This window comes from Exiguobacterium sp. EF_C8 (assembly GCF_054956715.1).
In genome coordinates this window covers 609,033-629,621 of the sequence record NZ_CM143264.1, presented here as the reverse complement: position 1 = coordinate 629,621, position 20,589 = coordinate 609,033, and the positions used below count along the sequence as shown (strand labels likewise).

Here is a 20,589-nt window from a genome sequence, read left to right as displayed (position 1 = left end):
ATGTTTTTTTGAATCACTTCTTATTTCTTCATTTTGTCCCATGTTTTCGTGAAATCTTGTAGCATCTCGTCAGCTGTTTTTTGCTTACCGACGTATGCCTGCATGATCGCACCAAACTCGTTTACTGCACCATCCGGATACTTGAACCAGTTCCATGAGATCGTTTTACCAGCTTTCGAGTACGCTTGGATATCATCCGCAAGCGGTCCTAAATCTTTTGCTTCGATTGATTTGAAGGCCGGAATAAACTTGAATTTGTTGACCATGTAGTCTTTTCCTGTATCAGATGTCGCCATCCACTCGAGGAATTTTTTCGCTTCTGCTTTATTCTTCGAGTTTTTATTGACGACCCAGTTATTTGGTACGCCAACAGGGAGACGATCCATTTTTTCTTTATCGTCATTGATTGGCATCGGGATGAAGCCCATATTGATATCCGGATTCACATCTGTGATCAATTGCTGTGCCCAGTTCCCTTGTTGAATCATCGCTGTCTTACCTTCAGCGAACTGAGAAACTTGTGTGTTGTAATCCGTCGTTAACGGATTTTTATTCCCGTACTTAATCGTCAAATCAAACAGATTCATGAATTCCTTGAACTGTTTGTTATCTTCGAATTTAGCTTTTCCAGCATTCAAGTCCGCGATGAACTGATCTGGATCATCCTGCTGTGCGACCGGAATGTTCATTAGGTGGTTTCCAAGAATCCACCACTCTCCATATCCGATCGAAAACGGCGTCACACCATCTGCTTTCAACTTTTTAGATGCATCCGTTAATTCCGTTAATGTTTTTGGAAGCTCTGTGATGCCTGCTTTTTTGAAGATATCTTTGTTGTAGATGAAGCCGTATCCTTCAAGGTTCATCGGCATGCCGTATAACTTTCCATCAATCGTCATCGGCTCTTTTGATAGGTCCGTTAGATCACCGACCCATTTTTCGTCTGACAAATCTTCTAATTTATCCTGCCATGTTTTTGCTTCCGTAAAGCCACCGTTGTTAAAGACATCCGGTTCATTCCCAGAGGCAAACTGCGACTTCAAGGCAGCACCATAATCCGATCCACCACCAACTGTTTGTACGACGACTTTCGTCCCCGTCTCCTTCTCATACGCTTTTGCCATTTTTTCCATGTCTTTTGCGATTTCAGCCTTGAATTGGAATACGTTGAGCGTCTTACCATCTTTTGAACCACTATCTTTCGAGTCATCGCTATTCAATGTACCGCCACCACATGCTGCCAAAGCGACGACCATCGCCGTTGTGACGACAGGTAATGCTGCCCATCTTCTTTTACGCATTCGGATTCCCTCCCTGATTTCGTTTCATTTACGTGCTACACCTTCACAATAAATGAAAACGCTTGCAATGAAGAGAGAGAAAGTTGTCCGGTGTGGTGGAAAATATTGAACAATCGTTATCCGAGTCTTTTCATCGGGATTGTTGTATCATGAAACTAGAAGATTCTTTATTGAATAGGAGCTTGATGCCATGTCCTTACAATTCACGATTTTATTGATTGGTATACTATTGTTCGCCGCTGTGTGGACGACGAAGTTATCAAGTCGTCTGAATATTCCTGCTCTATTGATTTTTATCGCTCTTGGTATGATTGCCGGAAGTGATATTACGGGTTTCATTCGCTTTGACGATGCGGAACTTGCCCAGCTTCTTGGAACTGTCGCTCTGATCATCATTCTGTTTGAAGGTGGTCTGCAAACAGCTTGGAAAGAAGTGCGACACGAGCTCGCACCTTCGCTTTCTCTTGCAACGTTCGGAGTCTTCATTGCTACTTCCATCGTTGCAGTTGCCTCCCATTACATTCTTGGCTTCAGTTGGGCGAATGCCTTTTTACTTGGCGCAATCGTAGGATCGACGGATGCTGCTGCCATCTTTTCTGTCTTAAGTGGACAACCGATCCGACGTAAGGTAGGGTCAACACTCGAAGTTGAATCTGGAACGAATGACCCCATGGCTGTCTTTTTGACCGTCTTATTCCTTGAATTCGTGACGAATCCTGAAGAAGCATCACTCTGGATGGGACTCGGTTCACTCGTTTGGGAAATGTCGATGGGGCTTTTAATCGGTCTATTCATTGGATGGACAGCTTCAACCTTGATCAATCGGATTGACTTATCTTCCTCGAGCTTTTATCCGATTTTACTCATGTCGTTTGCTTTCTTGTCTTTCGGGTTAGCTGATACATTTCATGCTAGTGGATTTCTCGCCGTTTATGTGACAGCAATCTATATCAGTAATCATGAACTCGTCTACCGTCAGACGCTCGTCCGCTTTACGATGAGTATGGCGCACCTAGCTCAAATCGGAATGTTCATTGTTCTCGGTTTGCTCGTCTTCCCGAAACAATTGCTCGATATCCGGGTTATCCTGTCTTCCGTTGCCCTTGCGTTGATTTTGATTTTCATTGCTCGACCGCTGTCCGTTTGGATTAGCTTATTGCCGTTTCGTTATTCGTGGCAAGAGAAGGTCTTTATTTCTTTTGCTGGTCTAAAAGGAGCGGTACCGATCATTCTTGCGACATACCCACTCGTTGCCGACATCGAGAATGCATCGATGATTTTCAATATCGTGTTCTTTACAGTTCTACTATCGACACTGATTCAAGGGAGTATGTTGACATTCCTTTCCGAACGGTTACGTCTCAACGAGACACAGACTTCTGCTATCCATACGGTCATTGAGTTCATGTCGATCGGTAAACCGAACGCAGAAATCATTGAATTGACGTTACCGATGTCCCATCCGTTCATCGGAACGACGATATCAGAAATCGATCTACCGCAAGAGTTTTTGATTACCGCCATCATTCGCGATGATCATATCATTACTCCCCGTGGCGACACTGCTCTTGAAGGCAATGATCAACTGTTACTGCTGACGCCTAAACATCGTATTAAGTCGCTGAAGCGATTCTTGTTTCCTCCTGCTTGAATCCCGGGCTTACTCAAAAAAAGAAGGACTCGTCTTTTCACGCCCTTTCCTGTAGGTGTCGCGTGTGACGAGTCCTTTTTTATGAGATAAGGGTGGCAGATCATCATTCTGCCACACTTATCTTTGTAGAGACTGACTTTTTGTCGACCCCTTCATTTATTCTGTTGCTTCGTTTTTACGTCTTGCGTCTGTCCGTGTTGTTTCGCTTTAGAGCGACGATACAGGATGTACCCGCCGAGGATTACGACGATTCCGCCTAAAATCCACCATAACTCCTGCTCTAGCCCTTTAAGCATTGACTCCGCTCGCTTTACTCCGAATCGCTCCCCGACCCAGATGTAAAAGAAAGAGACCGGAAATAATCCAATACTTGAAGCGAGTAGATAGCGCTTGAATGAAAGACCAAACAGACCACAGGGAATCGAGACGACTGAACGAACGACAGGGAAGAATCGTCCAAATAACGCGGACCATGTTCCATACTTTCCGACGATTCGCTCACCCTGCTCAATTTCTTTTTCTTTGATCAGTAACCATTTTCCGTATCGTACAAGGATTGGACGTCCTGCGTAACGCCCTGAGAGATAAAAGACTGTCGCCCCCATCAAACTCCCTAGAAAGCCGACGAGAACAGCAATTGTCCAACTGACTGTTCCGTTCGATACATATAAACCGAGTAGCGGTAATCCGACTTCTGCTGGAATCAATTCTGTTCCAAGACCAATGATCATGATTCCTAAAAACAGCCAGAGATTGGATTCTCCGGCCGAAAATAACCATTCCAACATACGAGTAACCCTCCGTTCATCCTCTCGCTGGACGGAGGAGATAATAAATGATGACGACTAGAGTTGTCCAGACACCTGTGAAAATTCCGATGACCCCGACAATGAAAAAGCCGAGTGCAACGATTGAGCCTGTCCGTTTATAATCCCGCCACATTGTCCGTAAACCTTTAATGTTGAACCAAAGAAACGCAATGAACAAAATGGGGATGAGTATTCCGACGATTAATAGAGAAGACATGCTTTCACCTCTTTCTTATTTATTGTTATCCCCATTCTATCAAGAATTGACACGCTTTTCCTCCGCCTGAGGTCTTATGACCTTTAAAAAAAGAGCACACTTCCGAATGGAAGTGTGCTCTTCGTTACTTAAAATATCATTCCTTTGACGCTTTCTTACTATATATATGTTAGAGCAAGTGAATACCTTCAGCTTGAAGACTTTTACGAGTCTCTTCCGACCAGACAGAAGCTTGGACTTCGCCGATATGACGTTTCTTCAATAAGAACATCGCCATACGTGATTGACCAATCCCTCCACCCATCGTTAACGGCAGACGCTCTTCGAGCACACCTTGATGGAACGGGAAAGCCAATTTATCCTCTTCTTGAGCGATGGACGTCTGTTTTAATAGCGCTTCACGGTCAACACGAATTCCCATTGAAGACAATTCAAATGCTCCGATTTCTGGGTGATGTACTAAGATGTCACCGTTGAGTGTCCAATCGTCGTAATCTGCCGCTCGACCATCATGCTTCTCTCCCGAAGCAAGCGCGCCACCAATCTGCATCAAGAAAACAGCACCGTATGCCTTCGTGACCTCTGTTTCACGTTCTTTTGTTGAAAGCGTTGGATAGGCATCCTCTAGTTCTTGTGTTGTCATGAAATGAATCGTTTCCGGTAAGATCGCTGAAATGCCATACTCTGCTTCCACTTCTTGCTCGACTTGGCGAATCGTTGCATAAATCGCTTGTACCGTTTCTTTTAGATAGGCACTCGTCCGTTGTTCTTTCGTAATGACCCGTTCCCAATCCCACTGGTCGACGTGGATGGAATGTGTCGCATCAAGTATCTCATCACGACGAATCGCATGCATCAATGTGTATAATCCTTCTCCAGCTTCGAATCCGTATGTGTGAAGCGCTTGACGTTTCCATTTCGCAAGGGATTGGACGATTTCAAGATCTGTCGTGTGATCTAGTGCATCAAAGCGGATGATGCGCTCTACGCCGTTGAGATGGTCGTTGACGCCGAGTGTGCTCTCTACGAACAATGGTGCTTCAACACGTGTTAATCCGAGTGTCGTCGAAAAGCGTTCCTCAAAGCGTTTCTTTACGAGTGTGATTGCTTCCTGTGTGTGTTTCATCGATACGAGTGTTGTCATGGTGGTGTTCCTCCTCAATTGTGTTTTGAAAAAGAAGCCATAAAAAAGAGCCCTTCTTTCCCAAGAATATGGGACGAAAGACTCGGTTCCGCGGTACCACCCATGTTAGCAACGATGTTGCTCACTCAAAAGACGAATCACTTCATCTTCGGCCATATGATAACGGACAGGCAACTCCGGCTACGCCTACTGACATTCGGGTTCGGGTAGCGACTCCGGGAGGTTCTTCGCATCTTGCTTCCGACTGGGCTCTCACCATCCCCAGCTCGCTATACGGTCGTACAAGGTGTTACTCTTCCCTTCAACGTCGTTGTTACAATTGAATTGAGAACATCGTACAACAGGTCGCAAGTGTTTGAAAAGCCTTTTTTTCAAAAAAAATAAAAGTTATCAGATTAATCTGATGCATGAAACATAAAAAAAGCGTTCTCCTAGAATCGAGAACGCGCTTACAAAAATTATTTGATTGATCCACTTGTAATCCCTTGAATGATCTGTTTTTGCAGGGCGAAGAAGAATAGCAACAACGGAATGATCCCAAGCACGAGTCCGGCAAGAGCCAAGTCCCATTGTTTTGTATACTGTCCGAAGAAGTAAAACGTCGCGAGAGGAATCGTCCGTAAATCGACATCTCGTAACATGAGCGAGGGTAATAAGAAATCGTTCCAAATCCACAGCGTGTTCAAGATGATGATCGTCACTGTAATCGGCTTGAGCAATGGGAAGACGATGCGCCAGAACACACCCCATTGTGAACAACCATCAATGATTGCTGCCTCCTCGATTTCTTCAGGAATCGACTTCATGAAACCATGATACAGGAAGATCGATAGTCCAGAACCAAAACCAAGGTACATCAAAATCAGTCCCCAATAACTATTCTGTAATCCAAGATCCCCAGACAGTTTCGATAAAGGAATCATGATTGATTGGAATGGAATGATCATCGCAGCAACGAACAAGAAGAAGATGATCGTCGACAAACGTGTTTTCGTACGGACAAGCTTCCAGGCTGCCATCGAACAAAAGATGATGATGACCGCATTAGCACCGACTGTAATGATGACGGAGTTTAAAAAGACTTTTCCGAAGTTCATGGCTTCCCATGCTTCTGAATAGTTGGAAGTCATCCATTCCTTTGGTAGACCCGATGTGTTCGTAAAGATATCTCCCTGCGTCTTGAATGAATTCGAGACGACGTAATAAAACGGAATCATATACAGAAGCCCCATCAATAAGGCTGCTAGTTCGACTGTTCCAAGACGGAGTGAATAACGACCTCTCGCCTTTTTAGAGCGCTTTGGTTTCTCCTCTTGCGGAGTAGGTAACGGTTGTGCCGTACTCATGCTTCCACCTCCCGTTTTTTCGTCAGATAGACTTGAGTGACTGTAATCGCCGCAACAACAACGAAGAAGATGATTGCTTTCGCTGAACCGAGTCCAAGATTATTATTCGTAAACGATTCCTTGTAAATGTTTAAAGCAAGCATTTCGGTCGATTTGAAGGGTCCACCATTCGTTAGTGACAAGTTCGTATCGAATAACTTGAAGGACCACGAAATCGTTAAGAACAAACAAATCGTGACGGACGGCATAATCAGTGGCAACGTAATGTTCCGTAACGTCGATAGACGATTGGCACCATCGATTTTTGCTGCTTCAATCAGCTCTTGAGGAACGTTTTGTAGAGCCGCGATATAGATGACCATGATGTAACCGCCACCTTGCCAAATTGAAACGATGACGATACCCCAGAACCCTGTTCGGGCATCTCCTAACCATGGAAGTTCAAATATGCTCCACCCTGTCAATTCACCGATTGATGCAAAGCCTTTGACATAGATGAACTGCCAGACGAATCCGAGAATCAATCCACCGATTAAGTTCGGCATAAAGAATATTGTCCGTAAGAAATTACGTGTGCGAATATTTTGTGTCAATAAGAACGCCAAGATGAAACCGACGACATTCGTTAAGACGACGGCGACGACCGTATATTTCGTCGTCAACCAAAATGACTGCTGAAACTGCTCGTCACTCGTAAAGAGACGGACATAGTTATCAAAGCCGATCCAATTTAATTCTCCTGTTACACCATTCCAGTCCGTGAACGAATACATGACGCCATTGAAAAACGGTACAAGCACGATCACTGCGAATACAAGAAAGACCGGTCCGACGAAGAGCCAAAAATCAAGACCGCGTTTCCACTTCTTTTGTCCAGATGTCATTGTTTCATCCCTCCTCCACTCTACAGTACGTCTTTCACTTACACTTGAACACGTCACCATTTGACCCATTGGGTGGAAAATATTGAACGTTTTCTTTTGGCGCGTTCACACTAGATAGGCTACTATTAGAAAAAAGAGAGATCCAATCAAAGAGGGAGTCGATACCATGGAAAAGACCATTCGTTCTGACTTAGAAATCGCACAACAAACTGTCTTACGCCCGATTCGAGAAATCGCGGATCGGATTGGTTTGCAAGAAGAAGATTTTGATACGTACGGAAAGTATAAAGCGAAGTTGACAGACGGGCTGCTGAACCGGTTGGCAACGAAATCTGACGGCAAACTGATTCTTGTCACTGCTATCAATCCAACGGCTGCCGGTGAAGGGAAATCAACCGTCACTGTCGGACTCGGACAAGCACTACACCGAGCAAACCATAAGACGATGATTTGTTTACGGGAACCCTCACTTGGTCCGACGATGGGATTAAAAGGTGGTGCGTGTGGTGGTGGCTATAGCCAAGTCCTGCCGATGGAGGAGATCAATCTCCATTTCACAGGTGATATGCATGCGATCACATCTGCTCATAATACAATCAGTGCCTTGCTCGACAATCACCTGCATCAAGGCAACATTCTTGGCATTGATCCACGCCGTATCGTCTGGAAACGTGTGCTTGATTTAAACGACCGTGCCTTGCGCCAAGTTACGATTGGTCTCGGCGGTCCTGCACATGGCGTTCCGCGTCAAGATGGCTTCGATATCACGGTCGCTTCCGAAATCATGGCTGTCCTCTGTCTATCAGACTCTATCACGGATCTCGAACGACGCCTGAGCCGCATTGTCGTTGCGTATACGTACGATCAACAGCCGGTTACGGTCAAGAATATTCAAGCATCAGGAGCTGCAACGTTACTTCTAAAAGATGCGTTCCGCCCAAACCTCGTTCAGACCGTCGAAGGAACACCGGCATTGATTCATGGCGGACCGTTCGCGAACATCGCACACGGCTGCAACTCTTTGATTGCTACACAAACCGCGTTGAAGTTAAGTGACTACGTTGTCACAGAAGCAGGATTCGGCGCTGACTTAGGAGCTGAGAAATTCTTCAATATCAAATCTCGGATTGGCAAACTCCATCCGGATGCCGTCGTCATCGTCGCTACGGTTCGTGCCTTGAAGATGCATGGTGGTGTAGACAGAACACAACTCAGCGAAGAAAACCTCGCTGCCTTAACGGATGGTCTTGCTTTACTTGAAAAACACGTTGAGACGATGAACTTGTTCGGTGTCCCTGCCGTCGTTGCCTTGAACCGTTTCTTCACCGATACGGAAGCCGAGCGGAACATGATTTTGACATGGTGCCAGGAACGAAATATTCGTGTGGCGGAAAGCGAAGTCTTCAGTAAAGGCGGTGCCGGCGGTGAAGCACTCGTCGCGGAAGTCATGCAAGCACTTGAGGAACCAAGCCAGTTCCGTCCACTGTACCCTGACGAGTTGCCGCTTCGTCAAAAGATCGAACGTATCGCAAAACGTGTCTATGGCGCAGCCGACGTTCATTTTGAAGACAAAGCCCTCCGCGAACTCGAACGGTGTACGGAGATGGGATTGAATCATTTACCGATTTGTATGGCAAAAACGCCATTTTCTTTAACCGATGACCCCGCTCGGTATGGTCGTGTCGAAGACTTCACGATTACAGTTCGTGAAATCCGACCATCGATTGGTGCAGGATTCATCGTTGCATTGACTGGGAATGTATTAACGATGCCGGGATTACCCGCGGTTCCTGCTGCCTTCCATATGGGCGTTTCTGAAGACGGACAGGTATTCGGACTTTCTTAATGAGAGGATGAGTTACATGACGATTGATCATTCACACTGGATAGCCTCTGACGGCTATACTACGACATTGCATAGCCTCGAAGCACATGATTCGAAAGGAGTCGTGATCGTCTTTCACGGGATGATGGAGCATGGCGCACGGTATGAGGAATTCGCAGAATTCCTCTATGCTCATCATTACCACACGATCATCGCAGATTTGCGCTGTTTCGGAACTCAAGCTGCACAGCGCGGGACACTCGGTCATCTTGAACCGAATCAAGGTTTTAATCAATTGATGCAGGACGCAGAAGAACTCGTCTCTGACATCAAAGAACGTTACCCGACGTTACCAGTATTCATTTTCGGTCACAGTTTTGGTTCGTTGATCGCTCGCCGGATTGGTCAAACACTCGGTCACACGGTAGCAGGAATCATCGCGAGCGGCCCTCCGACGAGCACAGGTTTACTCGGTAACATCAGCGAAAAGCTCGTCGAACGCCAAATCAATCAGCTTTCTTCTACACATCTTGCTGAACGTTTCGGACAACTGGTCTTCGGACGCTATAATCTACGTTTCTTCCCGGCACTATCGAAAAATGCCTGGCTCTCTTCGGATCCACAATCCGTCATGCGCTATGATGAAGATCCTTTATCCGGTCAAACGGTCACACTTGGGTTCTTCCATGAACTCTTGCACGCAACGAAACTCGTCAACGCACTTGCCTCCATCTATCAGCATCCGCGTCACTTACCACTGTTGCTCATTGCGGGTGGCGATGACGCGGTCGCATTTGACGGAAAAGGCGTCCATCATCTGTTTGATATGTATAATCGTGTTCGTGTCGATGCCGTACAGCTGACGATTTATAAAGGGTTACGCCACGAGCTCTTCCATGAGTTCGAACGTATCCGCGTTTTCGCAGATATCGCGAGCTGGTTGAATAAACAAGTCAACCCTGCAGCTACACGCTCATCTTCTCGTTCTTCTTAAGTCATATCGATCGATACAAAAAGGCAGCAGATCCTTGGATCTGCTGCCTTTTGAACAATCTATTGTGTACTTCATTGAATCCAAGTTAGTGAAGAAATCATCGCTTCGATTTCCTCGATTTCAAGCGTCTCGCGTTCTGCGGAGTATGTCAATAGGACTAGCCGTTCCCCGTCTGAATACGCATAGATGCGTAAGAAGATATCTTCTTCTTTCCCGTCTACTGCTAGCAATGCTTCTTTTGTTGAATTACGGCGGACTTCAAGTGCTCCCGTTAGTTCGATGCCGAACTCTTCTACCAACAGATTGATTTCTTGTTCTGCCGCTTCATACGGTGTCAGTTCTTCTGAATCGGACTCATAAATGGATAATTGTAGCGTGCCCATTGCATTTTCGTCTGTTGAATAAAAACTGACGTATGTTTCTTCTTCTTGATATTCAAATACCTTTGGATATTCTAGCGTGATCCAATGATCGACTGTGTACTGTTTCATTTGAATTCCTCCATTCGTTGTATCTCTTCAAAGCGAATACCCGTCACAGCCATACGCTCGAATTGTCGAGCGAGTTGAGCAGAGACGAACATGCGATGTGTTCGCTCATCTCGCATAAGATGATGCGGACATATCGAATCGCTGATTCGTCGCTCTGTCAAAAAATAGACGCGCCGTCTCGGAATCGGACGGAATACATCCGTTGTATGTAAATGTTCGATCCGACTGACAGATAAGAGATTGAGAAGATAGTACGGAACCACTCCGTCCTTCGTCTCAAGATGTACCTTGAGACATTGTACAGAAAAGGGCGCATATGCTGCAATGACTCGCTGCACACGTTCCGAGACGAGCGGCAGATCGAATGTGTTCGGAAGGACATCCGGTAGCAAGTCCGCATCTTGATTGATGGAAAAAGCAAGTACACCTACGTTATGGAACCACTCTCCTATCAATAAGCGATGACGATCGAATTGGTGATGACAAATTGCTTCCCATCCTTTTCCCATCGGCTGTTCGCTCCAAACTCTTACTTCATTCACCAGACACTCTCTCCTCTACCCAACTTTACCCATATTACAAATCAAGATTACCAGTGTAAACGATTAACTAGTATTATTGTACACTGAATCTCAAAAGAAATTGCCTTTTTTCATAAAAGTTATGGAAATGCTCTCTTTGCTATGCTACTATATTTCATGTAGCCAATACGCGGGTGTAGTTTAATGGTAAAACCTCAGCCTTCCAAGCTGATGACGAGAGTTCGATTCTCTTCACCCGCTCCAATTATGACATAACATAGGTCTAGGACCATTTCCCTCTAGAGGGCAGGCGACTCGCGGCGTGCGAGTCGTCTTTTTTATTGGTTCTGCTGATGATTCCAACGAATTTATGGGTATACAACGATATAGATAGAGATTCGTAAAGGAGGATTCGTATGATTCAGATGAAAATGCCTGGCGTGACGATTTATCAAAGTACACTTATGAAAACGACCTCAACATTGATCGAGACGCCTGATTGTCTGATTGTCGTCGATCCTGGCTGGCTTCCTGATGAGATTGCAACGATTCGTCGAGACGTTGAAATCGTGCGTCGTGAACGACCATTATATGTCGTCTATACGCATGCTCATTTTGATCATATTTTAGGTGCTTACGCCTTTACGGATGCCATCGTCATCGCTTCTAAACCGTTCATCGATGTCGATCGACAAGAAGCGCTCAAAGCCGTTCAAGACTTTAACGATGAATTTTACATCGACTCCCCCGTGCTATTTCCAGATGTGACGCATGTGATCCATGAGTCTGAAACGATTTTGACGATTGGACAGACGAAGCTGATCTTCTTTATGACGCCCGGTCATGAAGCGACTCACCTTTCCTTCATCGTCATGCCACTTCACTTGTTAGTCTGCGGTGATTATGCTTCCGATGTTGAAATCCCTTTGATTGAACACGATTCCTCTGAATATTTGACGACACTCGAACTACTCGAGTCGTTCATTTATGAATATGAAGTCAAACTCTTGATTCCCGGACACGGTCACATTTGCGATGTCCGAACAGAGATGATTGAACGACTTCATCAGAGCTATGATTATATCCTCGCGCTCCGTGCCGGAAAAGAATCTGACTGGGCACCATCCTGGCAAACGACTCCGTTCATGAAACGTCTGCACGAAAAAAATAAGCGACAAGTCAAACAAGAACACGAGGAACGATTAGCACGGCGTCACTACGATTAACTTTCATCAACCAAAAGACTCGGTCGCTAAATCGGCGACCGAGTCTTTTATGATTATCCAAGTAATGTGACGAGTAACGCTTTTTGTGCATGGAGACGATTCTCGGCTTGATCGAAGATGACAGATTGCTTGCCATCGATGACGTCTGCCGTGACTTCCTCCCCACGGTGTGCCGGCAGGCAGTGCAAGAAAATGGCTTCATCATTCGCTTGATTCATGATATCGTCATTGACCTGATATCCTTCAAATGCTTGCAGACGTATCGTCGCTTCTTCCTCTTGCCCCATGCTTGCGAAGACATCCGTATACACGACATCCGCACCACTCGCTGCTTCCTTAGGGTCCGTCATGACGATGATATTTCCACCGGTTTCTTTCGCGATGGTTTGTGCCTCATGAACGACTTGTGGATCAGGAGCATAGGCTGCTGGCGCACAAATCCGGACTTCCATTCCACTGAGCGCTCCACCAATCATTAGCGAATGCGCCATATTGTTCCCGTCCCCGATATATGTCAAAATCTTTCCAGCCCGGGTTCCGAATGTCTCTTCGATCGTCAGCAAGTCAGCAAGGACTTGGCACGGATGATGCAAATCCGTCAGTCCGTTAATGATTGGAATCGTGCCATGTGCCGCAAGTGTATCGACGATCTCATGACCGAACGTCCGGATCATGAGGGCATCGACGTAACGGCTCATGACTTGAATCGTATCAGAAAGCGGCTCCCCCCGACCGATTTGCATATCTGCTCCACTCAGTACGATTGGATGCCCGCCGAGTTCGACAACACCCACTTCAAATGATAGGCGTGTCCGCGTCGATGCCTTTTCAAACAATAAGGCAACTTTTTTATGGCTTAATACATTTTGGTAAACGCTTGGTTGATGCTTGATATCTTTCGCGAGTGCCAATAGCTCCGTCAATGCTTCCGGCGTCAGTTCCGCCATCGTCAAGAAATGTTGCAGTTGTTGCATCGTCTTCATTTTACTTCCTCCTTGATCGGCTCTGTCCATGTATGAAGTGGCTTAATAGCATAAGAGGACTTTTCTACCGCTTGTAGATGATACTGTGCTAGTTCAGGTTCTGTCAGAACTTGTACTCCGGCAGCAAGCGCTGCTTCGCGACTCGTTTTTTCTTCTGTCACGTGTGAATAGAAAATCGCACATTGTGCCCAGTCGATCGTTTCATCTAACGCTACACCTGTTCCGAATGCCTCGGTATCTGCTCCAGCAACGATGATGTCTCTTGCGGTCAAATGTCGTTTCGTCGTCTCGTCGAAAATGAAACGCTCCAGTGCCAGTCCGTCTGTCGTCCATTGCAACGTTTCACCTGTCGAACGCATGACAGGGCCTGTTTTCGGATCGACTCCTTGTAGTTTCAGCGTTGAAAAAACAGGGGTCTTGACGGCATGGAAATTAAGTTTCGTCTGTTCTGTTGGTAGTGCGACCGCTTGACCGACAGCAGCTTGGACTGCCCACTGCAAGATTGGTTGACCCGTTACTTTGGCGACGATCGGTAACGTGCGGGAGGCACGCGGATTGATTTCTAGCACGTAGACCTGATCGTCATGCAAGACGAATTGGATATTGTACGCTCCTTTATAATCCATCCGTTGCCCGATCATCTGTGCAATTCGTTCTACTTCGCTCTGAACGGTAGCGCTGAGCGATACAGGTGGTAGAATCATCGTCGAATCTCCAGAGTGAACTCCTGCCCGTTCCAATTGCTCCATCAAAATCGGAACGTACGTCGTTGTTCCATCCGTAATGCAATCGACTTCGATTTCCTTTCCTTGGAGGTAGGCATCCACAAGGACAGGGAATGCTAATTCGGAAACGATCGTCTCTAATTGCTCTTGATCGTGGATGATATGCATCCCTTTACCTCCGATGACATAGGAAGGACGAATCATGACCGGATAACCAATCGTTGTTGCGACTTCTATCATTTGTTCGTGTGTCGCCACTTCTTGTCCTGGAATACGATCGATTCCGATGTCATCTAAAAATTGATAGAACCGCTCACGGTCTTCCATTTGATCGATGACAGCTGCCGTCGTTCCAAGAAGATGATAACCGGCTGTCTCTAAACCAGACGCAAGCGCAATCCCCGTTTGTCCTCCGAACTGGACTAATACATCTTGGCAATCCTCTGCTTCTAGGACATGCATGACGTCTTCGAGTGTCAGCGGCTCGACATATAGGCGATCTGCGACTTCGAAGTCGGTCGAGACGGTCTCCGGATTATTGTTGATCATGATCGTTTCATAACCGGATGCTTGTAGTGCACGTACCGCGTGAACGGAACAATAATCAAATTCGATTCCTTGACCGATCCGAATGGGTCCCGCACCGATGACAGCGACTTTCTTTTTCGTCGATGCAGTGACTTCCGTTTGACCACTCCAGTTTCCGTAGAAGTAAGGAGTTGCACTCTTGAACTCTCCTGCACATGTATCAATCATATGATAGACAGGAAGGATGCCTTTTTCTTTACGTAAGTGCTCGATGTCTACAGCACCGACACCCGTCAGAAGGGCAATTTGTTCGTCCGTGAAGCCCATCATTTTTGTCTGTTTTAAAGAACTTTCATTCGATAAATCAATTTTTTGTTGCTGATCGACGAGGCGCTGGAGTACTTTGACGAATAAAGCTTGTACTTTCGTCTGTTCGACGAGTTCTTCGACGGTCGTTTCCTGACGATCTAGTAGTGCTAACATCGCGAGCAGACGACGGTCCGTCGGCGCTTTTATTTCTTTCCACAATACGCCAGCCTCCGCTGTTTTCATCCATGTCGGATAAAGAGGCGATTGCTCGACTCCTGCACCACGCCACGCCTTTTGTAACGCTTCTTCCAGCGTCTTCCCCATCGCCATACTCTCACCGGTCGCCTTCATTTGTGTACCAAGTGTCCGGTTACTGCCAGTAAATAGATCGAACGGGAAACAAGGCACTTTTGCCGTGATATAATCCATCGTCGGTTCGAAGCTCGCCATCGTCTCCTTTGTGACAGGATTGATACAGTCGTCGAGTCGCTCACCGAGTGCAAGACGCGTCGCTAATTTCGCAATCGGATATCCCGTCGCTTTGGAAGCAAGTGCTGAAGAGCGACTGACACGCGGATTGACTTCAATGACGAAGTAGCGTTCTTCCGTCGGGTGGATCGCAAACTGGATGTTGCATCCACCGATGACACCGAGGTGCGACACGATTTTACGCGCTTCCGTCCGCAATTGCTGATTCATTCGATCCGAAATCGATTGAATCGGTGCAAAGACGACAGAGTCTCCGGTATGGACACCGACGGGATCAATGTTTTCCATGTTACAGACGATGATCGTCGTATCTGCACTGTCACGCATGACTTCATATTCGACTTCTTTATAACCAGCAATACTCACTTCAACCAAACACTGTGAAATCGGACTTGCTTGTAAGCCGTTTTGCGCTAGCAGACGTGCTTCGTCCTTTGTCAGCGCAATTCCACCGCCCGTTCCCCCGAGCGTAAAGGCTGGTCGGATGACGAGTGGGACACCATGTACTGCCATGAATTCTTCAAGCTCTGCTAACGATTCGATCGTTTGACTTTCCGGGAGCGGTTGCGCGAGCTCGATCATCTTTTGCTTGAATCGTTCGCGATCTTCTCCGTCTCGGATCGTCTCAAGCGATGTCCCTAGGAGTTCGACACCGTATTGCTCAAGTACTCCTGCTTCTTCGAGTGACATTGCAAGATTGAGTGCCGTTTGTCCGCCGACCGTCGCTAGGAGATGGGACGGTCGATCTTGTTTGATGATAGCTGTTGCTTTTTCAAGAGTCATCGCCTCAATGTAGACATGATCTGCCGTGCTCGGATCCGTCATGATAGTAGCCGGATTCGAATTCATTAAGATGACCTCGCATCCCGCTTCTCGAAGCGCCTGACAGGCTTGTGTGCCGGAATAATCAAATTCTGCTGCTTGTCCGATGACGATCGGACCCGAACCGATGACGAGTACTTTCTGTTTATCCCACATATGCTACCTCCTGATGTAATACGGTATTTACGAATTGATCGAAGACGACCATCGCCTCTGTCGGTCCTGGACTCGCTTCTGGGTGAAACTGGACTGTCATGATTGGTAGAGCCGGATGAATCAATCCTTCAACGGATCCATCATTGATGTGTTCATACGCAAGTTCCATCTCAGACGCTTCGATGCTTTTAACATCAACGGCATAACCATGATTCTGAGACGTCATGAATACTTGTCCGGATGCTAGATGACGTACAGGATGATTCGCTCCTCGGTGTCCATGATGTTGTTTTAATAAGGTACAACCGAACGCATGAGCGAGAACTTGGTGTCCCATACAAATACCAAGTGTCGGATAGCTCGTCGCCAGTTCACGGATTTCTGAAAGGAATGGATCTAGTTGCGTCGGATCACCAGGTCCATTGGAAAACAGCAGACCGTCTGGTGCCAGTGCTTGAATCCGTTCCGGTGTCGTATCGTATGGCACGACCGTCACACGCATATGCCGTTCAAGCAAAGCATCGATCATCGATTGTTTCACACCGTAATCGATACAGACGACATGACCCTCTTCGACTTCCGGAACGTATTCAACGTTTGAAGTCGTCGACACAGAAGCGATGTATGCTGCGTCTACTGGCTCCGGTACTGTCATATTCTCCTGCATCATGTCTCCAAATTGGTCGCCCTCTGTCCGTAATAGATGTACAAGGGAACGCGTATCTACTCCCGACAAAATCGGAATATTCGCTTCGCCTAGCCAGCTTGCGAGTGATGTTCCTTGCCCATCCTCAGCCAAAGTTTGAACGATGACACCAGCGACTTGAATCTGGTTGCTTTCTGACGCCTCCGCTTGAATACCGTATTGACCGATCAACGGATATGTGAAGACAAGAATTTGCCCCTGATAAGATGGATCCGTTAAGACTTCCTGATATCCTGTCATCCCAGTAAAAAAGACGACTTCTCCTTTGACTGGAACTGTTCCTTGCCACGAACCGGTAAACGTCGTTCCGTTCGCAAGCGTTAGTTTTCCGGATTGTTTCATACGATGACCTCCTGTTGACAAACGAGTTGTATTTTTTCGATGGCTTGCGTGAGTTCTTGTTCCGTCACGAATAACGATGGCAACAAGCGAATGACATGAGGACCAGCCGAAACGACAAGAAGACCATTCTCACGTAAGCCGTCAATCAGCGGTGCGACAGGCATCGTACATTCAATACCAATCATCAAGCCACGACCACGAATAGAACTCACGATCGACTTGGGTAATTTTTTTTCTAATTGTTGACGTAAATATTCACCTTTTTCTTGAATGTCTGCCATGACAGTGTCACTTAACAAGAGGTCAAGTGTTGCTTCTGCAGCTGTCATCGCGAGTGGATTTCCACCAAATGTCGAACCATGCGATCCGGGCGTGAATACTTCTGCTGCCTCTTCCGTTGCGAGTAGCGCACCAACCGCGAGTCCACTTCCAAGTCCTTTCGCAAGGGTGATGATATCCGGTACGAGTGGTGTCTGCTCAAATGCAAAACGTGAACCCGTCCGACCAATTCCGGTTTGCACTTCATCGACGATGATTTTGACATCGTATTGCTGCGCCTTCTTCATCAACGCTTCTAGCCACGCATCGTCAGCGACGACGACCCCACCCTCTCCTTGAATGATTTCGAGCCATACAGCAGCAGTTTGATCCGTAATTGCTGATAGGCTTTCCATCTCGTTAAACGGTAGATGTTTGAATCCATTCACCATCTCCCCGTATCCCGCTTTGATTTTTTCCTGTCCTGTTGCGCCCATCATCGCAAATGTCCGACCATGGAAAGATTGTTTAAACGTGACAACTTCTGTTTTCCCTGTCCATTTTCGAACGAGTTTGTACGCCGCCTCGTTTGCTTCAGCACCACTGTTACAAAAGAAAGCATGACTGAGATGACTGTCTTCCGTCAGTCGCTCGGCGACCCGCTCTTGTGCCGCGATTTGAAACAGATTCGACGTATGCCAAATTCGGTTCAACTGTTCCTCTAGCCGTTGCTGAACATAAGGATGACGGTGCCCTGTGTTGCATACAGCGATTCCCATGATGAAATCAAGATACGTCTTTCCTGTCGCATCTTCTACGATCGATCCTTGTCCTTTGACCAATTCCACATCAGTACGTTGATAAGTGGGTAGTAGTGCACTCATGTAATTCCTCCTTGATTCGTGTCCCTGCAGCTAACGCATTTTTTCCCGATCGAATGACGACCTCTGAAATACCATGCTGAGTGGCCTGCATCATCGCTTCGACCTTCGGAATCATCCCCCCATAAATTTCTCCCGACGCGATCGCAGCTTCGATAGCTGCAGACGTGATTTCTGATTGATAGTCACCGTTTACTTTTACACCTTCGACATCCGTCAACAATTCAAATCGGTCGACGGACCAAGCCTTCGCGACAGCAATGGCACACGCATCCCCGTTACTGTTCAACACACCTTGTTCCCCTGTGACAAGGGATGTGACGACCGGCACATAACCATTCGTACTCAACACTGTGAACAATCGTGGATGAATGTGCGTAATTTGACCAACTGCCCCGAGTCCTTTGACTTTTTTACCATGGACGCTCGCACCGTCTAACCCGCTCATCCCGACCGCTGGAATTCCTGCCTGATTCAATTGCTGGACGATCCCGGATTGGACTTCCCCTGCTAAGATCCGTCGCGCCCCGAGTAACACACCATCCGTCGTCACACGGACACCATCTCGAAACACGGGTTTGATTCCCTCTTGTTCACAGTAACTCGATAGAAGTGGGCCACCCCCATGGACGATCAATAGTTCGTTACCGGTTTCGACCCACGCTTTCCATTCCTCGAAATACTGCGCATCCAATTGCTCCCATACACTACCACCCAGTTTGATAACTTTTCGTTTCGTCATGTCCGGTAACTCGCATTGATTTTGACGTAATCGTACGTCAGGTCACAACCATAGGCGTGTCCTTGTCCTACTCCATCATTCAAATTGATATGAATTCGGACGTCTTGTTGCGCAAGGTCCTGCGATGCGATTGTTTCATCAAATAAAATAGGCATGCTCTGTTGTAACACCCACTGCGAACCAATTTTAATATCAACGTTTGATACATCAAGCGGCTCCTTGATACTTCCGACAGCAGCGATGATTCGTCCCCAGTTCGCATCTTCCCCAAAGATTGCTGTTTTGACGAGAGACGATCCGACGACTTGTTTAGCGACCATCCGCGCTACTTCATCGGTTTGTGTTCCCTTTACCGTCACCTCGATCAACTTCGTCGCACCTTCCCCGTCCCGCGCAATCTGTTTCGCTAAATCTTGACAGACCGTTTCGATCGCCTGTTCGAATGCTAACGCTTCGTCCGTGCCTTCAACGATCGTTGCGCCCCCTGCAGCTCCGCTCGCTAAAATCATGACCATGTCATTTGTCGAACTGTCTCCATCTACGGTAATGCAGTTGAACGTCCGATGAATCGTCCGACGCAACAATGTCTGTAAGACATCCGGTTCAATCGTTGCATCGGTCGTCAAGAAACCAAGCATCGTCGCCATGTTCGGATGAATCATCCCTGACCCTTTTGCCACACCACAGACTGAAATTTGGACATCCCCTTGCATGTATTGTTGACCAGCTGTTTTCGTACCGGTATCGGTCGTCAGGATCGCATGGGCGAAATCACTCGCGGCATCCTTGTCATTTGTAGGAATCAGCTGTGGAATACCTGCCAGTAACGTATCAATGGCTAACGGTTGACCGATGATCCCAGTCGAAGCGATGACAACTTGTTCAGGAGCGATCCCGAAATGTGTCGCTAACGCTTGTTGTGATGTATACGCATGTGATAGACCAAGTTCTCCCGTACAGGCATTCGCGTTCCCGCTGTTGACGAGGACGGCATGAATGCGTCCTTGTGACGCCTGAATCGCTTGCTTCGTCACAGTAATCGGTGCTGCTTGCACCTGATTCGTCGTATAGACAGCTGCGGCACTTGCTCCTTCCTCACACCAAATCAAACCAAGATCCTTTCGCTTTCGCTTTAGCCCCACGTGTACCCCTGATGCTTGAAATCCCTTCGGTGTCGTGATCGTCAATGGGGTCTCTACTTGTACTTGCCACACAGGCGTTCCTCCTCTTTCGTCTCCA

General features: G+C 46.9%; 18 protein-coding genes, 1 tRNA gene and 1 other annotated feature. Of the genes, 5 read left to right on the top strand and 14 right to left on the bottom strand.

The window, feature by feature from the left end; all coding sequences use genetic code 11:
- Positions 1 to 20 precede the first annotated feature (20 nt).
- Positions 21 to 1,301 carry an ABC transporter substrate-binding protein gene (locus tag ACY2IG_RS03305; RefSeq protein WP_035412590.1) on the bottom strand — a complete coding sequence of 427 codons (1,281 nt, stop codon included), beginning with the start codon at positions 1,299 to 1,301 and terminating at the stop codon, positions 21 to 23.
- A 190-nt stretch (positions 1,302 to 1,491) separates the two neighbouring features.
- Between ACY2IG_RS03305 and ACY2IG_RS03300 the strand changes: the two genes are divergently transcribed.
- Positions 1,492 to 2,952, top strand: coding sequence for a potassium/proton antiporter (locus ACY2IG_RS03300; RefSeq protein WP_462618363.1), 1,461 nt, complete (start codon positions 1,492 to 1,494; stop codon positions 2,950 to 2,952).
- 152 nt (positions 2,953 to 3,104) lie between these two features.
- Here ACY2IG_RS03300 and ACY2IG_RS03295 read toward each other — a convergent pair whose 3' ends face one another.
- The 5 genes from ACY2IG_RS03295 to ACY2IG_RS03275 all read right to left on the bottom strand — a co-directional run bounded on the left by ACY2IG_RS03295 (position 3,105) and on the right by ACY2IG_RS03275 (position 7,352).
- Positions 3,105 to 3,740 (bottom strand): DedA family protein, encoded by a 636-nt coding sequence (locus ACY2IG_RS03295; protein WP_462618362.1) that lies wholly within the window; start codon positions 3,738 to 3,740, stop codon positions 3,105 to 3,107.
- A gap of 16 nt (positions 3,741 to 3,756) precedes the next feature.
- Entirely contained in the window at positions 3,757 to 3,978 is a 222-nt protein-coding gene (locus tag ACY2IG_RS03290) for a hypothetical protein (RefSeq protein WP_035412585.1), read from the bottom strand.
- Positions 3,979 to 4,147: 169 nt separating this feature from the next.
- Positions 4,148 to 5,122, bottom strand: a complete 975-nt coding sequence (gene asnA / locus ACY2IG_RS03285; RefSeq protein WP_035412582.1) for an aspartate--ammonia ligase — start codon at positions 5,120 to 5,122, stop codon at positions 4,148 to 4,150.
- Positions 5,123 to 5,188: 66 nt separating this feature from the next.
- Positions 5,189 to 5,436 (bottom strand) — a binding site (T-box leader).
- 144 nt (positions 5,437 to 5,580) lie between these two features.
- Positions 5,581 to 6,468, bottom strand: a complete 888-nt coding sequence (locus tag ACY2IG_RS03280; protein WP_035412579.1) for a carbohydrate ABC transporter permease — start codon at positions 6,466 to 6,468, stop codon at positions 5,581 to 5,583.
- Positions 6,465 to 7,352: a carbohydrate ABC transporter permease gene (locus ACY2IG_RS03275; protein WP_052019165.1), complete on the bottom strand. Its 888-nt coding sequence runs from the start codon at positions 7,350 to 7,352 to the stop codon at positions 6,465 to 6,467. Before ACY2IG_RS03275 ends, ACY2IG_RS03280 begins: the two co-directional genes overlap by 4 nt.
- Before the next feature lie 166 nt (positions 7,353 to 7,518).
- Here ACY2IG_RS03275 and ACY2IG_RS03270 point away from each other — a divergent pair, with 166 nt between their 5' ends.
- Positions 7,519 to 9,198, top strand: coding sequence for a formate--tetrahydrofolate ligase (locus ACY2IG_RS03270; RefSeq protein ID WP_375092356.1), 1,680 nt, complete (start codon positions 7,519 to 7,521; stop codon positions 9,196 to 9,198).
- A 16-nt stretch (positions 9,199 to 9,214) separates the two neighbouring features.
- A complete protein-coding gene (locus ACY2IG_RS03265; RefSeq protein ID WP_368915975.1) occupies positions 9,215 to 10,171 on the top strand; it encodes an alpha/beta fold hydrolase in 957 nt (318 codons plus the stop codon).
- A gap of 71 nt (positions 10,172 to 10,242) precedes the next feature.
- Here the strand turns inward: ACY2IG_RS03265 and ACY2IG_RS03260 are convergent, their stop codons facing one another.
- Together ACY2IG_RS03260 and ACY2IG_RS03255 are read right to left on the bottom strand one after the other, a co-directional pair.
- Complete coding sequence (locus tag ACY2IG_RS03260) at positions 10,243 to 10,662, bottom strand: hypothetical protein (RefSeq protein WP_023467229.1); 420 nt, start codon at positions 10,660 to 10,662, stop codon at positions 10,243 to 10,245.
- Positions 10,659 to 11,204, bottom strand: a complete 546-nt coding sequence (locus ACY2IG_RS03255; RefSeq protein ID WP_231496925.1) for an imm11 family protein — start codon at positions 11,202 to 11,204, stop codon at positions 10,659 to 10,661. Before ACY2IG_RS03255 ends, ACY2IG_RS03260 begins: the two co-directional genes overlap by 4 nt.
- 169 nt (positions 11,205 to 11,373) lie before the next feature.
- On the opposite strand from ACY2IG_RS03255, the gene ACY2IG_RS03250 reads away from it, so the two are divergent.
- Positions 11,374 to 11,447: transfer RNA gene (locus tag ACY2IG_RS03250), tRNA-Gly, on the top strand.
- A 152-nt stretch (positions 11,448 to 11,599) separates the two neighbouring features.
- Positions 11,600 to 12,409, top strand: a complete 810-nt coding sequence (locus tag ACY2IG_RS03245; RefSeq protein ID WP_035412567.1) for an MBL fold metallo-hydrolase — start codon at positions 11,600 to 11,602, stop codon at positions 12,407 to 12,409.
- 53 nt (positions 12,410 to 12,462) lie between these two features.
- Here the strand turns inward: ACY2IG_RS03245 and argF are convergent, their stop codons facing one another.
- From argF to argJ, 6 genes are read right to left on the bottom strand one after another with little or no spacing between them, the layout of a single operon-like run.
- A complete protein-coding gene (gene argF / locus ACY2IG_RS03240) occupies positions 12,463 to 13,392 on the bottom strand; it encodes an ornithine carbamoyltransferase (protein ID WP_462618361.1) in 930 nt (309 codons plus the stop codon).
- On the bottom strand, positions 13,389 to 16,421 hold the full coding sequence (carB, locus tag ACY2IG_RS03235) for a carbamoyl-phosphate synthase (glutamine-hydrolyzing) large subunit (RefSeq protein WP_462618360.1): 3,033 nt from the start codon (positions 16,419 to 16,421) through the stop codon (positions 13,389 to 13,391). The genes argF and carB overlap by 4 nt, the downstream gene beginning before the upstream one ends.
- On the bottom strand, positions 16,411 to 17,469 hold the full coding sequence (locus ACY2IG_RS03230; RefSeq protein WP_462618359.1) for a carbamoyl phosphate synthase small subunit: 1,059 nt from the start codon (positions 17,467 to 17,469) through the stop codon (positions 16,411 to 16,413). The genes carB and ACY2IG_RS03230 overlap by 11 nt, the downstream gene beginning before the upstream one ends.
- Positions 17,466 to 18,611, bottom strand: a complete 1,146-nt coding sequence (locus ACY2IG_RS03225) for an acetylornithine transaminase (protein ID WP_312067299.1) — start codon at positions 18,609 to 18,611, stop codon at positions 17,466 to 17,468. Before ACY2IG_RS03225 ends, ACY2IG_RS03230 begins: the two co-directional genes overlap by 4 nt.
- On the bottom strand, positions 18,577 to 19,350 hold the full coding sequence (argB, locus tag ACY2IG_RS03220) for an acetylglutamate kinase (protein ID WP_035412551.1): 774 nt from the start codon (positions 19,348 to 19,350) through the stop codon (positions 18,577 to 18,579). The genes ACY2IG_RS03225 and argB overlap by 35 nt, the downstream gene beginning before the upstream one ends.
- A complete protein-coding gene (gene argJ / locus ACY2IG_RS03215) occupies positions 19,347 to 20,564 on the bottom strand; it encodes a bifunctional glutamate N-acetyltransferase/amino-acid acetyltransferase ArgJ (protein ID WP_462618358.1) in 1,218 nt (405 codons plus the stop codon). Before argJ ends, argB begins: the two co-directional genes overlap by 4 nt.
- Positions 20,565 to 20,589 lie beyond the last annotated feature (25 nt).

What these genes read in the sequence shown, in the direction of transcription:
- ACY2IG_RS03305 (WP_035412590.1), bottom strand. Translation starts at nt 1,301, where the DNA reads ATGCGTAAAAGAAGATGGGCAGCATTACCTGTCGTCACAACGGCGATG.
- ACY2IG_RS03300 (WP_462618363.1), top strand. Translation starts at nt 1,492, where the DNA reads ATGTCCTTACAATTCACGATTTTATTGATTGGTATACTATTGTTCGCC.
- ACY2IG_RS03295 (WP_462618362.1), bottom strand. Translation starts at nt 3,740, where the DNA reads ATGTTGGAATGGTTATTTTCGGCCGGAGAATCCAATCTCTGGCTGTTT.
- ACY2IG_RS03290 (WP_035412585.1), bottom strand. Translation starts at nt 3,978, where the DNA reads ATGTCTTCTCTATTAATCGTCGGAATACTCATCCCCATTTTGTTCATT.
- asnA (WP_035412582.1), bottom strand. Translation starts at nt 5,122, where the DNA reads ATGACAACACTCGTATCGATGAAACACACACAGGAAGCAATCACACTC.
- ACY2IG_RS03280 (WP_035412579.1), bottom strand. Translation starts at nt 6,468, where the DNA reads ATGAGTACGGCACAACCGTTACCTACTCCGCAAGAGGAGAAACCAAAG.
- ACY2IG_RS03275 (WP_052019165.1), bottom strand. Translation starts at nt 7,352, where the DNA reads ATGACATCTGGACAAAAGAAGTGGAAACGCGGTCTTGATTTTTGGCTC.
- ACY2IG_RS03270 (WP_375092356.1), top strand. Translation starts at nt 7,519, where the DNA reads ATGGAAAAGACCATTCGTTCTGACTTAGAAATCGCACAACAAACTGTC.
- ACY2IG_RS03265 (WP_368915975.1), top strand. Translation starts at nt 9,215, where the DNA reads ATGACGATTGATCATTCACACTGGATAGCCTCTGACGGCTATACTACG.
- ACY2IG_RS03260 (WP_023467229.1), bottom strand. Translation starts at nt 10,662, where the DNA reads ATGAAACAGTACACAGTCGATCATTGGATCACGCTAGAATATCCAAAG.
- ACY2IG_RS03245 (WP_035412567.1), top strand. Translation starts at nt 11,600, where the DNA reads ATGATTCAGATGAAAATGCCTGGCGTGACGATTTATCAAAGTACACTT.
- argF (WP_462618361.1), bottom strand. Translation starts at nt 13,392, where the DNA reads ATGAAGACGATGCAACAACTGCAACATTTCTTGACGATGGCGGAACTG.
- carB (WP_462618360.1), bottom strand. Translation starts at nt 16,421, where the DNA reads ATGTGGGATAAACAGAAAGTACTCGTCATCGGTTCGGGTCCGATCGTC.
- ACY2IG_RS03230 (WP_462618359.1), bottom strand. Translation starts at nt 17,469, where the DNA reads ATGAAACAATCCGGAAAACTAACGCTTGCGAACGGAACGACGTTTACC.
- ACY2IG_RS03225 (WP_312067299.1), bottom strand. Translation starts at nt 18,611, where the DNA reads ATGAGTGCACTACTACCCACTTATCAACGTACTGATGTGGAATTGGTC.
- argB (WP_035412551.1), bottom strand. Translation starts at nt 19,350, where the DNA reads ATGACGAAACGAAAAGTTATCAAACTGGGTGGTAGTGTATGGGAGCAA.